The sequence below is a fragment of the Arthrobacter sp. ISL-85 genome, assembly GCF_018613675.1.
GTDB lineage: Bacteria > Actinomycetota > Actinomycetes > Actinomycetales > Micrococcaceae > Arthrobacter.
The window spans coordinates 220,770-235,704 of record NZ_JAGGPQ010000011.1 but is presented as its reverse complement, the minus strand read 5'-3'; the positions used below and the strand labels follow the sequence as shown (position 1 = coordinate 235,704).

At 66.2% G+C, this 14,935-nt stretch carries 13 protein-coding genes; 4 read left to right on the top strand and 9 right to left on the bottom strand.

The window, feature by feature from the left end; genetic code table 11:
• Positions 1–9 precede the first annotated feature (9 nt).
• A complete protein-coding gene (locus J7I84_RS09235) occupies positions 10–345 on the top strand; it encodes a protealysin inhibitor emfourin (RefSeq protein WP_214943747.1) in 336 nt (111 codons plus the stop codon).
• A 60-nt stretch (positions 346–405) separates the two neighbouring features.
• A complete protein-coding gene (gene hrpA, locus J7I84_RS09230; protein ID WP_214943744.1) occupies positions 406–4,398 on the top strand; it encodes an ATP-dependent RNA helicase HrpA in 3,993 nt (1,330 codons plus the stop codon).
• A gap of 42 nt (positions 4,399–4,440) precedes the next feature.
• On the opposite strand, the gene J7I84_RS09225 is transcribed toward hrpA, so the two are convergent.
• From J7I84_RS09225 to J7I84_RS09215, 3 genes are read right to left on the bottom strand one after another with little or no spacing between them, the layout of a single operon-like run.
• On the bottom strand, positions 4,441–4,869 hold the full coding sequence (locus J7I84_RS09225; protein ID WP_214943741.1) for an HIT family protein: 429 nt from the start codon (positions 4,867–4,869) through the stop codon (positions 4,441–4,443).
• Positions 4,866–6,035 (bottom strand): NAD(P)-dependent alcohol dehydrogenase, encoded by a 1,170-nt coding sequence (locus J7I84_RS09220; RefSeq protein WP_251046338.1) that lies wholly within the window; start codon positions 6,033–6,035, stop codon positions 4,866–4,868. Before J7I84_RS09220 ends, J7I84_RS09225 begins: the two co-directional genes overlap by 4 nt.
• Entirely contained in the window at positions 6,032–6,925 is an 894-nt protein-coding gene (locus J7I84_RS09215) for a sulfurtransferase (RefSeq protein WP_214943738.1), read from the bottom strand. The genes J7I84_RS09220 and J7I84_RS09215 overlap by 4 nt, the downstream gene beginning before the upstream one ends.
• 93 nt (positions 6,926–7,018) lie before the next feature.
• Between J7I84_RS09215 and J7I84_RS09210 the strand changes: the two genes are divergently transcribed.
• Positions 7,019–8,131, top strand: a complete 1,113-nt coding sequence (locus tag J7I84_RS09210) for a PLP-dependent cysteine synthase family protein (protein ID WP_214943735.1) — start codon at positions 7,019–7,021, stop codon at positions 8,129–8,131.
• On the opposite strand, the gene J7I84_RS09205 is transcribed toward J7I84_RS09210, so the two are convergent.
• Positions 8,128–8,784, bottom strand: a complete 657-nt coding sequence (locus J7I84_RS09205; protein WP_214943733.1) for an MBL fold metallo-hydrolase — start codon at positions 8,782–8,784, stop codon at positions 8,128–8,130. The genes J7I84_RS09210 and J7I84_RS09205 overlap by 4 nt on opposite strands.
• Positions 8,785–8,888: 104 nt before the next feature.
• Here J7I84_RS09205 and J7I84_RS09200 point away from each other — a divergent pair, with 104 nt between their 5' ends.
• Positions 8,889–9,350 (top strand): Fur family transcriptional regulator, encoded by a 462-nt coding sequence (locus tag J7I84_RS09200; protein ID WP_214943731.1) that lies wholly within the window; start codon positions 8,889–8,891, stop codon positions 9,348–9,350.
• Here J7I84_RS09200 and J7I84_RS09195 read toward each other — a convergent pair.
• The 5 genes from J7I84_RS09195 to J7I84_RS09175 all read right to left on the bottom strand — a co-directional run bounded on the left by J7I84_RS09195 (position 9,328) and on the right by J7I84_RS09175 (position 14,561).
• Positions 9,328–10,212, bottom strand: a complete 885-nt coding sequence (locus J7I84_RS09195; RefSeq protein WP_214943729.1) for a metal ABC transporter permease — start codon at positions 10,210–10,212, stop codon at positions 9,328–9,330. The genes J7I84_RS09200 and J7I84_RS09195 overlap by 23 nt on opposite strands.
• Positions 10,212–11,027 (bottom strand): metal ABC transporter ATP-binding protein, encoded by an 816-nt coding sequence (locus J7I84_RS09190; RefSeq protein WP_214943727.1) that lies wholly within the window; start codon positions 11,025–11,027, stop codon positions 10,212–10,214. Before J7I84_RS09190 ends, J7I84_RS09195 begins: the two co-directional genes overlap by 1 nt.
• Positions 11,024–12,010, bottom strand: a complete 987-nt coding sequence (locus tag J7I84_RS09185; protein ID WP_214943887.1) for a metal ABC transporter solute-binding protein, Zn/Mn family — start codon at positions 12,008–12,010, stop codon at positions 11,024–11,026. The genes J7I84_RS09190 and J7I84_RS09185 overlap by 4 nt, the downstream gene beginning before the upstream one ends.
• 149 nt (positions 12,011–12,159) lie before the next feature.
• On the bottom strand, positions 12,160–13,230 hold the full coding sequence (locus J7I84_RS09180; protein WP_214943725.1) for a hemolysin family protein: 1,071 nt from the start codon (positions 13,228–13,230) through the stop codon (positions 12,160–12,162).
• A complete protein-coding gene (locus J7I84_RS09175; RefSeq protein ID WP_214943723.1) occupies positions 13,227–14,561 on the bottom strand; it encodes a hemolysin family protein in 1,335 nt (444 codons plus the stop codon). Before J7I84_RS09175 ends, J7I84_RS09180 begins: the two co-directional genes overlap by 4 nt.
• Positions 14,562–14,935: the final 374 nt, after the last annotated feature.

Below are 14,935 nucleotides of genomic sequence, written 5' to 3'. Positions count from 1 at the left end.
GGCCAGGCCATGAAGATCAAGGTGGAGCGCACCGGCGGGATCGCGGCAATCACGCGCGTGTGGACGGTGGACGCCCAGACGGACAACGACCTCAGCCAGTGGCAGCCCCTTGTGGAGGCCTGCCCGTGGGATGCGGTTCCCAGTACTCCACGGGCAGCCGCCGCGGCCTTCGAGGCGCCCCAGCCGGACCGCTTCATCTACTCCATCACGGCAGGGCAGCGCAGGGCTGCCCTGCCCGAACATGCCCTCACCGGCCCATGGCGCGTCCTGGTCGACACCGCACGGGCCGCCGCCGAAGAAGCGGCCGCCGGATCCCGTCCCGGGGATGCCAACGGCCCTGCCTGAGGACGGCGGGCAGGAACCGGATGAGGAGCCTTTCCGTACGGCAGTAGACTGTCTGCAGCCATGACTTTTCATATCTCCTATCCCGCCGAGCTGCCGGTTTCCGAGCGCCGCGAGGACCTGATGGCCGCAATCGCCGCCAACCAGGTGACCATCATCGCCGGCGAGACCGGCTCCGGGAAGACCACCCAGATCCCCAAGATGTGCCTGGAACTGGGACTTGGCGAGAAGGGCTTGATCGGGCACACCCAGCCCCGGCGGCTGGCAGCCCGGACGGTGGCCGAGCGCATCGCAGAGGAACTCGGCGTCGAAATCGGCCAGGAAGTGGGCTTCCAGGTCCGTTTCACGGGCGAGGTAAGCAAAGCGACCAAGGTCAAGCTCATGACCGACGGCATCCTGCTCGCCGAGATCCAGCGGGACAAGCTGCTGCGCAAGTACAGCACCATCATCATTGACGAGGCGCATGAACGCAGCCTCAACATCGACTTCATTCTGGGCTACCTCAAGCGGGTCCTCCCGCAGCGGCCGGACCTGAAGGTCATCATTACCTCGGCCACCATTGATCCGGAAAGGTTCGCCAACCACTTCGGCAGCCCGGAAGATCCTGCGCCCATTGTTGAAGTTTCCGGCCGGACCTATCCCGTGGAAATCCGCTACCGTCCGCTCTCGCAGCCGGCCACGGATGAGGAAGAGGCCTCGGACGATGAACTCGAAGAGGACCGCGACCCCCTGGATGCGGTCTGCGATGCCGTGGATGAGTTGGCGGCGGAAGCACCGGGGGACATCCTGGTGTTCTTCTCCGGCGAACGTGAAATCCGGGATGCCGCTGAAGCGCTGCAGGCCCGCATCCAGTCCAACCGCAGGCTGGCAAACACCGAGATCCTTCCTCTTTTTGCCCGCCTGAGCCTGCAGGAGCAGCACAAGGTGTTCCACCCCGGCAGCAAGCGCCGGATCGTCCTGGCCACCAACGTGGCGGAAACCTCACTGACGGTTCCGGGCATCAAGTACGTCATCGATACCGGTACGGCCCGCATTTCCCGGTATTCGCACCGCACCAAAGTCCAGCGGCTGCCTATCGAGCGCGTTTCGCAGGCGTCGGCAAACCAGCGCTCGGGCCGCTGCGGCCGCGTCTCCGACGGCATCGCCATCCGACTGTATTCCGAGGAGGACTTCGAGTCCCGGCCCCGGTTCACCGACCCGGAAATCCTGCGGACCAACCTCGCCGCCGTCATCCTCCAGATGACCGCCATGGGCGTGGCTAGAGGGCCCAAGGACGTTGAAGACTTCCCCTTTGTCGAGCCGCCGGAAACCCGGGCGATCAACGACGGCGTCACCCTCCTTCGCGAGCTGGGCGCCCTGGCTCCCCCGCGCGCCCAAGGCAACGCCGGCAAGCCTGAAGCGGCCGGCGGCCGGGGCGGGCCGAACGGCGGCGGCCTCACCGCCGTCGGACAGAAGCTCGCCCAGCTGCCCGTGGATCCCCGCCTGGGCCGCATGATCGTGGAAGCCGGAAAACGGGGCTGCGTCCGGGAAGTCATGGTCCTGGCAGCAGCCCTCACTATCCAGGACCCGCGCGAACGGCCCACCGACAAGCAGCAGCTGGCCGCGGAAAAGCACAACCGCTTCCGCGATGAGAATTCCGACTTCACCGGCTACCTCAACCTCTGGAACTACCTGCAGGAGAAGCAGCAGGAGCTGTCGTCGTCGGCCTTCCGCCGGCTGTGCCGTGCGGAATTCATCAACTACCTGCGGGTGCGGGAATGGCAGGACCTTTTCACCCAGCTGCGCCAGCTCGCCCGCCCGCTGGGGATCGCCCTGGACAGTAAGCGCCTGGCGGACCCCGTGGGCAACCATGAGGGAATCCACATCAGCCTGCTTTCCGGGCTCCTGAGCCACATTGGCATCCTGGACGAACGCAAGCGCGAATACGCCGGTGCCCGGGGCAGCCGCTTCGCGATCTTCCCCGGATCGGCACTGTTCAAGAAATCCCCCACGTTCGTCATGGCAGCCGAATTGGTCGAGACCAGCCGGCTGTGGGCCCGGGTGGCCGCCAGGTTCGATCCCCTGTGGGCCGAGCAAGTGGCGCCTGACCTGGTGAAGCGCAGCTACAGCGAGCCGCACTGGTCCACCAAGCAGGGCGCCGTTATGGCCTACGAGAAAGTCACCCTCTACGGTGTTCCCATCATCGCCCAGCGGCGGATCAACTATGGCCGGGTGGATCCGGCAGTGGCACGCGAACTCTTCATCCGGCATGCCCTGGTGGAAGGCGACTGGCGCACCCACCACAAGTTTTTCCACCGCAACCGGGCCCTCCTGCACGAGGTGGAGGAACTCGAGGCCCGCATGCGCCGCCGGGACCTGCTGGTGGACGACGAGACGCTGTTTGAGTTCTACGACGCCAGGATCGGACCCGACGTGGTCTCCGAGCGGCACTTCGACAAGTGGTGGAAGGATGCCCGCAGGGAGAACCCGGACCTCCTGGACTACGACAAGTCGCTGCTGCTCAGCGACGACGCCGATGACCTGGACCTATCCGCCTATCCAAAAACCTGGCTGCACAAGGGTTTTGAGCTTCCGCTGACGTATGAATTCCATCCGGTGGCACCGGGGTCTGTCCCCGACCCGTCAGACGGCGTCACTGCCGAAGTCCCGGTCCTGTTCCTCAACCAGCTGGACGACGCCCCGTTCCGGTGGCTGATCCCCGGCCAGCGGGTGGAGCTGGTGACCGCCCTGATCAAGTCGCTGCCGAAGCAGGTCCGGAAAAACTTCGTCCCCGCGCCCGATGTTGCCCGGCAGGCGGTGGCGGTCCTCGAGTCCGACTTCGATCCCGCCAAGGACGAGCTGGAGCCTTCCTTGGAGCTTGCGCTGCGGCGGATCCGGGGCGCGGTCATCCCGCCCGGTTCCTGGAACTGGGACGCCGTCCCCCCGCACCTCCGTGTGAGTTTCAAGGTGGTGGACAGCAAAGGCAAGGTCCTGGGCGAGGGCAAGGACCTCGGCGGCCTCCAGGAAGAGCTGGCCCCTGCCACGCGGCGCGCGATTGCCGAATCGCTCGGTGCCACCCCGGCCTCCACCGCGCCGGGCGCGGGCAGGAACGGGCAGAACCGGAACGGAAAGGCGTCCGACGGCGGGCTGCCGGCCCGCCAGCCGGCGGCCCCGGGAGTGGCGGGGGTCCCTGCCGCGGCAGGGTTCAAGGAGCAGGAAGGCCTGACCGAGTGGACCTTCGGCACCATCGAGCGCCAGGTGAGCAGCATGGTCAAAGGCCACACGATTACCGGATATCCAGCACTGGTGGACCACGGCCAGTCGGTGTCACTGCGCGTGTTCCAGACGGCAGAGGAACAGCTCGATGCCATGCGCGGCGGTGTGATCCGGCTGCTGGCACTGCGCGTTCCGGCGCCGGACCGCTACGTCCTGGAGCACCTGAGCAACACCGAGAAACTCACCTTCAGCCAGAATCCCCACGGTTCGGTGACGGCCCTGATCGCCGACTGCGCACTGGCGGCCATCGACAAGCTCACTCCGCCGGAACTGCCGTGGGACCGCCAGACGTTTGACGCTCTGTATGAACTGGTCCGCGCTGAACTGATCGATACCGTCTTCACGGTCACCGCCGTCGTCGAACGTATCCTGGCCACCACCCGCCGGATCGAAAAGCAGCTCAAGGGCACCACCAGCCTGGCCCTGATCAGCGCGCTGAACGACGTCAAAACCCAGCTGGAACAGCTGGTGTATCCGGGTTTTGTGGCACGCACGGGCTACGCCCAGCTCAGCCAGCTCCCGCGGTACCTGGCGGCCGTCGAAAAGCGGCTGGAACGCCTGCCCGGGAACGTGCAGCGGGACGCCCTGAACATGGCAGTCGTGCAGCGGCTCGAGGACGACTACGACGATGCCGTGTCAGCGCTGCTGCCTGGACGGCGTGCCGGACGGGAGTTAACCCAGGTGCGCTGGATGATCGAGGAGCTCCGGGTGAGCCTGTTCGCCGTCGAACTTGGTACTGCCTACTCCGTGTCGGAGAAGCGGATCCGGACCGTGCTCAACAAGGCGCTGGCCCCGGCCTGAGTGCCCGGCCTGAAGGCTGGAGACCCAGGCGACGCCACGCCGCTACGCGGCGGGAACGAACTCCCCGTAACCGGCTTCGCGAAGGCCTTCGCGGAGCTTTTCGGCGTTGGCGTCCAGCACCGCCGGGTCCGGGTTTTGGTCCGCCGAGCCGAAGTCGAAGTCGGCCATGCTCTGCGACGGCCACACGTGCACATGCAGGTGGTTGACCTCGTAGCCCGCCACGATCAGCCCGGCCCGCCTGGCACCGAAGATGTCCACCTGGACCGCACCGATCCGCCGTGCCACTTCCATGACTTTGGCAACGGTCTCCGGCCGGGCGTCCGTCCAGCGGTCCACTTCTTCGGTGGGGACCACCAGTGTGTGGCCGTCGGCAAGCGGGCCGGTGGTCAGGAACGCCGAAACGTCATCCTCGCGCCACACGAAGCGGCCGGGAATTTCGCCCTTCAGGATCCTGGTGAAAAGTGTGCTCATGCGTCTGCCTCCTGGTCGGCTGCCTGCAGCGTGCTGGTGTCAAGCACAAACCGGTACTTGACGTCTCCAGCGACCATCCGGTCGTAGGCTTCATTCAGCTGGTCGGCGGCCACCATCTCAATGTCGGCAACCACGCCGTGCTCAGCGCAGAAGTCCAGCATTTCCTGCGTTTCGGCAATGCCTCCGATCAGCGACCCTGCATAGGCGATCCGGCGCCGGATCAGGGCGCCCGGATTGACCGGCGGCATGGCCTCGGAGGGCAGCCCCAGCTGGAACAGCGCTCCGTCCACGCGCAGGGTGCGGAAGAGGGGATTCAGGTCATGCGGCGCCGCCACGGTATCGATGATGAGGTCGATGGTGCGGTTCGCGGCGGCCATGGCCGCTTCGTCCCGGGACAGGACAACTTCATCGGCCCCCAGCTCAAGGGCAGCCGCAACCTTCGATTCCGAGGTGGTGAACACCACCACCTTCGCCCCCATGGCCTTGGCCAGCTTGACGGCCATGTGGCCCAGCCCGCCAAGCCCCACGACGCCCACCACGTCGCCTTCCTCCACATCGAAGTGCCGCAGCGGCGAGAAGGTGGTGACGCCGGCACACAGCAGGGGCGCGACGGCGGCCGGATCCAGCGATTCCGGTACGCGCAGGACGTAGCGTCGGTCCACCACGATGGACGACGAGTATCCGCCCTGGGTGATGGCGTCGCCGTTCCGCCGGTCCTTTGCTCCATAGGTTCCGGTCATCCCGTTTTCGCAGTACTGCTCAAGGCCGTCAAGGCAGCTTTCACACTCCCGGCAGGAGTCCACCATGCAGCCCACGCCCACGCGGTCGCCCACTGCGAAGCCGGTGACGTTCGACCCAGTCCTGCTGACCGTTCCCACGATTTCGTGGCCGGGGACCAAGGGGTACGCCTGGCCGCCCCATTCTCCGCGGGTCGCGTGGACATCTGAATGGCAGAGCCCGCAGAACTCGATGGCGATCTCCACGTCGTCCGGTTTGGGGGCGCGCCTGGCGACTGTCAGCGGTACCAGGCCGCTGTCTCCGGACACTGCACCGTAGGCTGCGGCGCGCACGCCGGTGCCTCCGGCTTCGGCTTCCGTGGCCGTGGGTTCATCGGCGGCTGGGATGGAATGGGCAAGGGGCGGTGGTACGGGACGTCCTGGAGTCATAGTGCGACGCTACCCCCCGCTGCTGCGGAGTTTCCACCCGGGGCCACGCCGTCCCCTGGTTCCTGGCCGGTGGCAACCGGCAGGTGGGGGCGGTTTGACCATTCCGAGAAGGAGCCCGGGTAGAGGGCGGCGGAGAACCCGGCGAGTTCCAGGGCGGCCACCTCGTGGGCTGCCGTGACGCCGGAGCCGCAATAGACGGCGACCGGCCGGCCGTCCCGGACACCAAGGGATTCGAACCTCCGCCGAAGCTCCGCAGGCGGCAGGAACCGGCCACCGTGGTCCACATTCGCCGCTGTGGGCGCGCTGACCGCTCCAGGGATGTGGCCTGCGCGGGGATCGACCGGTTCAATCTCGCCCCGGTACCTCTCCCCCGCCCTCGCGTCCAGCAACAGGCCGCCGTGCGGCCAGGTGGCGGCAGCACCGGCGTCGGCCACGGGCATCTGACCACTGCCCAGCTCGACGTCACCGGGGGCGGGTTGGACGGGACCCGGCTCGAGCGGCAGGCCGGCGGCGCGCCAGGCGCCCAGACCGCCGTCGAGCAGGTAGGCCTCGGTGAAACCGGCGTCCCGCAGCATCCACCACAGCCTGGCGGCTGCCATGTTCGCGCTGTCATCGTAGGCAACCACCACGTCGCCGTTCCGAATGCCCCAGCGGCGGGCAGCCGCCTGGAACTGGTCCCGGGACGGCAGCGGGTGCCGGCCCCGGTCCGGCACGGCGGGATCCGCAAGCTCCGTGGCCAGGTCAACGAACACCGCGCCCGGGAGGTGCTCCGCAAGGTAGTGGTCACGGCCGTGCGGATCGCCCAGCACCCAGCGCACATCCAGCAGGACGGTCCGGTGCCCGGCGGCAAGCCTGGCTTCAAGGCCGGGAACGTCAATCAACGGCTTCATGGTGCTCCTTCTGCGGGATCCGGGCCATGTTCTGGCGCAGCCAACGGTCCAACTCTAGACGGGCACGCCTGTTGCCACGGGTAGGCTGGTGCGGTGAGGATCGAGGGCAGCACCGGGACGAACAGCGGAAAACCGGACCGGGACTGGGCGGACCACGCCATCCGCACCATCAGGGCGGAGAACAACCGCTCCGCGGACACCCACCTCTACTCCGTTGACTTGCCGGAGCACTGGGGAATCCAGCTGTACCTCAAGGACGAGTCCAGGCACCGTTCCGGCAGCCTCAAGCACCGGCTGGCAAGGTCACTGTTCCTGTTCGGCCTGGTCAACGGCTGGATCCGGGCGGACACCACCATCGTGGAGGCCTCCAGCGGCAGCACGGCGGTATCGGAGGCGTATTTCGCCCAACTGCTGGGACTCCCTTTCATCGCCGTGATGGCGAGAACCACCAGTCCGGAGAAAATCGCGCTGATCGAACAGTTCGGCGGCTCCTGCCTTCTGGTGGCGAACGCGTCCGACGTATACGCGGCGGCAGAAGAGGTGGCCGCTACCTGCAAGGGCCACTACATGGACCAGTTCACTTACGCGGAGCGGGCCACGGACTGGCGCGGGAACAACAACATCGCCGAGTCGATCTTCGGCCAGCTCAGCCTGGAGCCGCACCCGGTGCCGGACTGGATCGTGGTGGGCGCCGGGACCGGCGGAACCAGCGCCACGATCGGCCGGTACCTGCGCTACCACAGCCATCACACCAGGCTGCTGGTGGTGGACCCGGAAAACTCCGCGTTCTACCCCGGCTGGCTGGGGGAATCCGCCGGTCAGCCCACCGGCTTGCCTTCGCGGATTGAAGGCATTGGCCGGGCGCGGATGGAGCCCAGTTTCATTCCCACGGTGATTGACAGTATGGTCCAGGTGCCGGACGCGGCCTCCGTTGCTGCCATGCGGCACCTGGACTCCTTTGCAGGCCTGCACGCCGGCCCGTCCACCGGCACCAACCTGTGGGGCGTCTGGCAGACAGTCGCCCGCATGCTGTCGGAGGGCCGCCGGGGCAGCGTGGTGTCATTGATGTGCGACGGCGGCGAACGCTATGCGGGCACCTACTGGAACCATGACTGGCTGGCGGCCCAGGGGTTGGATCCGGTGCCGCATGAAAGGGTGATTGCGCGCTTCCTGGACACCGGGGAATGGACCGGTTCAGCAGGTTAGACCTCCACCCACTCGCGGGGTGCCAAGTGCCGGTATTCGGTCCCGTACTTCGCCCCGATCCGCTTGACGTGCCCTTCGACGATGCCCAGGCCGTTGTCGTTGAGCAGCCCGTCATGGATCTGGAACGCCCGCGGCGCCCGCACCCCGATCACAAAGTCCACTACCTCGGCAGACTTGCTCCAGGGAGCGTGCAGCGGAACCAGGAGTGTCTGGACTGTGATGGCGTCCGGGATGATGAACGAGTCCCCCGGGTGGTACACGTTCTGGTCAACCAGGAAGCCGATGTTCGCCACAAGGGGGATCTGGGGGTGGATCAGGGCATGCTGGCCGCCAAAGCTGCGGACGTCGAAGCCGGCCGCCTGGAACGTGGAGCCAGGCTCCACGGTGTGGATGCGTTCAGCAGCACCGGGAGCTTCCTGCCGCAGCTGCTCTGCCACGCCTCCGGGAGCGTGGAGTTCGAGGTGCTGGCTGCCCTGCAGGGCTTCCACCACGGCCTTGGAGTCAAGATGGTCTGCGTGTTCGTGCGTCACCAGGACGGCCTGGGCCCCTGACAGCGCCTCCGCTGATTCCGAAAAGGTGCCGGGGTCAATGACCAGGACACCGCCGTCCTTTTCGAGACGGACACAGGCGTGGGTGTATTTGGTCAGCTTCATAAGCGCCAGCCTAGGGTCGGTTCCGGAACGCTGTCCACGAAGCCCGTCTACCAAACGCCGGCTGGTAATCTTGATGTCTGCCCCCCACGGAAGTGAGTTCGTCCATGCCGATCGGCGTCAAGGCTGATTCCGCCGCCCCGTCCCCGGCAGGAGGCGGCAAGGAACAGCGGGTTACCAAGCAACGCAAAGCCGTCAGTGCTGCGCTGGACCGCCTGGACGACTTTGTCAGCACGCAGGAGCTCTACCGGATTCTGCTGGACCAGGGCGTCTCCGTTTCGCTTGCCACCGCCTACCGGATCCTGCAGTCGCTCGCCGATGAGGGCCTGGTTGACGTGCTGCGCAATGGCGACGGTGAGGCGGTGTACCGGCGCTGCGCGGTGACCGGCCACCACCACCACCTGCTCTGCAGGAACTGCGGAAGGGCCGTGGAAGTGGAAGCCCCCGCCGTGGAGACGTGGGCCGTTCGCACGGCTGCAGATCATGGGTTCACGGAAGTTGACCATACGGTTGAAATTTTCGGGCTGTGCCCGGACTGCACTGCCCTTAAGGCCGCCGGGAAGCTGTAAGGAGCCGCCCGTTGACGCCCCGGGCCACGCGCACGGACCCAATCGCACGGCACACCACGTAGATCAGGAACGACAACGTGGTGACATAGGGGCTGATGGGAATCCGTCCGCCCAGCGCCAGCAGGATTCCACCCACCGTTGCCGTCATGGCGAAGACAACGCTGAGGACCACTGCCGCTACCGGCGAGGAAGTAACCCGCAGCGCTGCGGCCGCCGGGGTGATGAGCAGGGCGAGGACCAGCAGGGCGCCCACCACCTGGATGGACAAGGCCACACTGACGCCCAGGAGGATCATGAACACGAGGGCCAGGCTGCGGACGGGCACTCCCCGCGCCTCCGCGAGGTCGGGGTCCACACTGGCGAAGTTCAAGGGCCGCCAGATGGCCAGCAGGACGAGCATCACGACGGCGGCAGTCCCGGCGAGTGCCTGGAGTTGGACCGTGTCCACGGAAACAATCTGCCCGGTCAGCAGTCCGAACTTGTTTGCTGCGCGCCCCTGGTACAGGGACAGGAACAGGATGCCAAGTCCCAGCCCGAAGGGCATGATGACCCCGATGATGGAGTTCTTGTCCCTGGCGCGAACCCCCATCAGGCCCAGCAGCAGCGCAGCCGCAACCGATCCAGCCAGCGAGCCAAGGACCACATCCGCCCCTATGAGCAGCGCAAAAGCAGCCCCCGCAAAGGAGAGCTCGGAGATGCCGTGGACAGCGAACGCAAGGTCGCGCTTCATGACAAAGGTGCCCACGAGGCCGCCAAGGAGCCCCAGGATGGCGCCCGCCCAGATGGAGTTCTGGACCAGGACCAGCAGTTCGCCGTAATTGTCGAAATTGAAGATGGCACCCAGGAGACTGTCGGCGTCCACTACGCCACCTCCCCTGCCATCGTGTCCGCCTCCGCGTGGTGGTGGGTGGTGGCGTCCGGCAAGCCGACCACCACCAGCCGGCCATTGGCGCGGATCACTTCCACATGGCTTCCGTACAGGTCCGAAAGCACATCCGTGGTCATGACCTTGTCCGGCGGCCCCACCCGGAATCGGCCACCGGCCAGGTAGAGGACACGGTCCACGTATTCGATGATCGGATTGATTTCGTGGGTCACGAAGACGACGGCACTGTTTTGCTCACGGCTGCGCTTGCTGATGAGGGCGCTCACTGCCTGTTGGTGGTGCAGGTCCAGGGAGAGCAACGGCTCGTCACAAAGCAGGACCTGGGGATCGGCCGCCAGGGCCTGTGCCACCCGGAGCCGCTGTTGCTCGCCGCCGGAGAGCTGGCCTACCGGGACGTTGGCGTAGTCGGAGGCTCCCACGAGCTCCAGGAGCTGGTCCACCCTCCGGTTTGTCCTGGCCGACCGGAGCCGGACTCCCCAGCGATGGCCGTCCACTCCCAGTCCCACCAGGTCCCGGGCCCGCATTGGCGTATCCGGTGCAAAGGATTTCTGCTGGGGAATGTACCCGATCAGGCTGCTCCCGCGTTCCACGGGCCGTCCGCCCAGGGATGCCTCGCCTGCGTGCAGTTTCTGCAGGCCCAGCAGGACTTTCAGGAAGCTGGTCTTGCCGCTGCCGTTTGGGCCCAGCACAGCGAAGAACTCGCCGGGCCTGATGTCCAGGTCCAGGTCCTCCCAGAGCGTGCGCTGGCCGAACTTGAGGGATGCCCCTTTGAGGCTGATCACGGATTTCACCGGCTTGCCTCCAGAACCTTGCCGATGTTGCTCACATTGTCCGTCATCCACTGGAGGTAGTTCTTGCCTTCGGGCAGGGTCTCGGTGAAGTCCACTACCGGCACTCCTGCGGACTCGGCCGCCTTCTTCAGCGCTTCGGTCTGGGGTCCTTCCGTCTGGGCGTTATAGGCCAGCAGGCGCACCGTCCTGGAACGCACCAGGTCGGTGGCTTCCTTCAGGACAGCAGGGGGAACGTCAGCGCCCTCCTCGATGGCTGCGGTGTACTGCCCGGGCGTCGCGTTCACCAGCCCGGCATCCTCCAGCAGGTACAGCGGCACCGGTTCCGTGACCGCCACCCGGCCCCCGCCCCCGGCGGCCTTCATGCTGTCCAGCCGACCGTGCAGGGACGACAAGGCGGACTTGAAGGATTCGGCGTTCGCGGAGAACGTGGCTGCAGAGCCCGGGTCCAGGGCGCCAAGCTTGCCTGCTATGCCGTCAGCCATGCGCTCCATCGCCGGCAGGCTGTACCAGACGTGCTCATTGAGGTCCCCATGGTCGTGCCCATCCTGCACGCCCGCCGTGTCCGGGGCGGTTGACGGCGCAGCAGGGCCGGTTCCTTCCCGATGGGCAAGGCCGGACACTTCGACGGCGTTCAACACCGAAGCGCTGTCAAGGTTACTGCTTTCCACCAGGGTGTGGACGAAGCCGTCGTACCCGCCACCGTTTTCGATGACGAGCTGCGCCTTGGAGACAGCCAGCCGGTCCTGGGCCGTCGCCTCGTAGGAGTGCGGATCCTGGCCTGCGTTATTGATGATGGCGGTGACTTTGACCTTGTCCCCGCCGATGGTCCTGGCGATGTCACCATAGACGTTCGTTGATGCCACCACCTTGATTCCCTGTGCCAGGTCCGCGGTTTGGGACGGCTGGGAGCTGCAGGCACTAAGCAGGAGGCCAAAGCCCGCGAGGGCGGCAAGGAAAGAGCTGGCAGCGGCTGGACGGCGCACGAAAAACCTCAGTTCACGCATGATGGAGGGCAACATGGCCAGCCTATACCTAAATGCGAATCATTCCTATTTAGGCAAGGAGATGTGGCCTCCGGGAACCTGCTGCGGGAGGCGCCCGCCATCGGCCAGGGGCGCCTCCTCCGCGGTTGTCAGCTCCCGTTCGGCTGGCCCAGCCGGCGGATGCCGGTGGCCTGCGTTGCGTCCCGGATCTCGCCGACGAGTTGTTCGATCACGTCCTCGAGGAAAAGGACCCCACGCGTGTTGCCGTCCGGGCCGATCACGCGCGCAAGGTGGGATCCCGTGCGCTGCATGACGGACATGGCCTTTTCGATCTCGTCGCCCAGCGCCAGGTTGGCCAGTGACCGGATCCGGCTCTCGGCGATGGGCAGCTCATAGGCGGACTCCGGAATGGACAGCACGTCCTTCACATGGAGGTAGCCGTAGAGCATGTCCTCGTCATCGAGCATGGGGAACCTGGAAAAACCCGTACGGCTGACAGCCTTCTCGAACTCCACCGGGGTGGTGGATGCTCCCAGCATGACCAGGTTTCCGAGCGGCACCATGATGTCCTCCGCCGTGTACTCGGAGAACTCCAGCGCACCGGTGATGAGCCCGGCGTCGTCGTCCACCAGCCCGTGGCGGGTGGACTCCTGGACGATCGACTGCACTTCCTCCAGGGTGAAGGAAGAGGTCACCTCGTCCTTGGGCTCGACCCGCATCAGTTTGAGGATGTGGTTGGCCGACCAGTTAAGCACCGAAATCACGGGATGGACCAGCCGCGAGATGAACAGCAGCGGAGGGGCCAGGAACATTGCTGCCTTATCCGCCACGGACACCGAAATGTTCTTGGGGACCATCTCGCCGAACGTGACGTGCAGGAAGGTCACCACCAGCAGCGCCACCGCGAAGGCGGCCACGCCGGCCGCTTCCGCGGGCAGTCCCACCATTTCGAGGGGGACGGCCAGCAGGTGGTGGATCGCCGGTTCGGCCACCAGCAGGATCAGCAGGGAACAGACAGTGATGCCCAACTGTGCACAGGCCAGCATCAGGGAAACGTTCTCCATGGCGCGCAAGGTGGTCTGGGCGCGCTTCGAGCCGGCGTCCGCCAGGGGTTCAATCTGGCTGCGGCGGGCGGACATGATGGCGAATTCCGCCGCCACAAAAAAGGCGTTGCCCAGCAGGAGGAAGCCCAGCCAGAGAATTCCGGCCCAGTCACTCATGGCTTACTCCTGTTATTGGCGTCCTGCGCAGCCGGTTCCGACGCCGGGTGGAAACAGATGCGGTCGATCCTGCGGCCGTCCATCCGGGTAACGCTGAGTGTTCCGCCGTTCACCGGAACGGTGTCACCGACGGCCGCGATCCTGCCGAGCTTGCTCATGACGTAGCCGCCCACGGTCTCATAGGCTGCTTCGTCCGGAACGCCCAGGCCGGGAATGTGCTCGGACAACTCATCGGGCCGGAGGAGGCCAGGGAAGTACCAATCGCCGGAGGCACTTTGCAGGAGGCCCGGGCGGACCCTGTCGTGCTCGTCCGCCACCTCGCCCACAATCTCCTCCACCAGGTCCTCCAGGGTGGCAATGCCTGCGGTTCCGCCGTATTCATCAAGCACAACGGCCAGCTGAAGGTTTCCCTCCCGGAGCTCGGCCAGCAGGGCATCCAGGTGGATGGTTTCGGGCACGCGCAGCACCTCGGTCATGATGGCGCCGGCTTCGAGGTTCTGCCGGCGGTCCCACGGGACGGCAACGGCCTTCTTGACGTGCACAAGGCCGCGGATGTCATCGGCCGATTCACCAATGACCGGGAACCGGGAGTACCCGGTCCTGCGCGCGGCATCCAGGACGTCGGAAACCGGCTGGTCGGCGTCGATGGTCTCCAGCCGGATGCGGGGCGTCATGACGTCCGCCGCTGTCCGGGTGGAGAAGTTCAGGGTGCGGGCAACGAAGTTGGCCGTCCCGGCGTCAAGCGTTCCCATCGCAGCGGACCTGCGGACCAGCGAGGCAAGCTCTGCCGGCGTCCGCGCACCGGAAATCTCCTCTTTGGCCTCCAGGCCAAAGACGTGCAGGACCTTGTTGGAGAATCCGTTGAGGACCAGGATGGCGGGCTTGAAGATCGTGGTGAAAACCAGCTGTGGGCCGGCCAGCGTCCGGCCCACGGGAAACGCCAGCGCGATGGCCATGTTTTTCGGCACCAGCTCGCCCAGGAGCATGGACAGCAGCGTTGCAACCACCATCGCCAGGATGAGGGAGACGGATTCCACCGCCACGTCGGGAAGCCCGACGGCGCCCAGCGGCGCCTTGAGGAGGCGGCCCACCGAGGGCTCCATGACATAACCAGTAAGCAAGGTGGTCAACGTGATGCCGAGCTGGCAGCTGGACAGCTGGGTGGACAGTGACTTCAGGCAGGTGAGCAAGGGCACCGCGCCGGTGTCGCCGTCGTCGATTGCGCGCTGGACGGTGGACTGGTCCAGGGCGATGAGGGAGAATTCGACGGCCACGAAGAATCCCGTGCCGGCGATCAGCAGCAGGCCTGCTGCAAGGAGGAGCCACTCCATTCAGCAGCCCGCCCGGAGTTCTGAAAATTCCCGAAGCAAGGTCAGCCGCGGAGTGGGAAAACTGTTTCGTCCCGGCGGAGGATGGTCGGCGGATGCCGATGCCTGGTCCGTGCGGGTTGCGGCAAGCTGGGCCGTTGGCTGGTGATGGGCGCGTTGTCGGGGTTTGCCGGCTCTGGGGGCGGACTGCGCGGCGCTGCTCTTCGAGCTCCGCTGACAGCGCCCAGGCCGGCACCTAGATTTACTGTCCATAAGAATTTCAGTCTACAGGAGCCGCCCCTGCCGGACGCCCGGCAGGGAGGCCGGGAGCCCCTCTTTTGCCTGCCCCGGCGCCCCTGCACTTTCCGCCCGGCTGCCCCCGGCGGACGAGCGACGGC

What these genes read in the sequence shown, in the direction of transcription:
- J7I84_RS09205 (WP_214943733.1), bottom strand. Translation starts at nt 8,784, where the DNA reads ATGAAGCTGACCAAATACACCCACGCCTGTGTCCGTCTCGAAAAGGAC.
- J7I84_RS09175 (WP_214943723.1), bottom strand. Translation starts at nt 14,561, where the DNA reads ATGGAGTGGCTCCTCCTTGCAGCAGGCCTGCTGCTGATCGCCGGCACG.
- J7I84_RS09235 (WP_214943747.1), top strand. Translation starts at nt 10, where the DNA reads ATGAAGATCAAGGTGGAGCGCACCGGCGGGATCGCGGCAATCACGCGC.
- J7I84_RS09200 (WP_214943731.1), top strand. Translation starts at nt 8,889, where the DNA reads ATGCCGATCGGCGTCAAGGCTGATTCCGCCGCCCCGTCCCCGGCAGGA.
- J7I84_RS09225 (WP_214943741.1), bottom strand. Translation starts at nt 4,869, where the DNA reads ATGAGCACACTTTTCACCAGGATCCTGAAGGGCGAAATTCCCGGCCGC.
- J7I84_RS09180 (WP_214943725.1), bottom strand. Translation starts at nt 13,230, where the DNA reads ATGAGTGACTGGGCCGGAATTCTCTGGCTGGGCTTCCTCCTGCTGGGC.
- hrpA (WP_214943744.1), top strand. Translation starts at nt 406, where the DNA reads ATGACTTTTCATATCTCCTATCCCGCCGAGCTGCCGGTTTCCGAGCGC.
- J7I84_RS09220 (WP_251046338.1), bottom strand. Translation starts at nt 6,035, where the DNA reads ATGACTCCAGGACGTCCCGTACCACCGCCCCTTGCCCATTCCATCCCA.
- J7I84_RS09215 (WP_214943738.1), bottom strand. Translation starts at nt 6,925, where the DNA reads ATGAAGCCGTTGATTGACGTTCCCGGCCTTGAAGCCAGGCTTGCCGCC.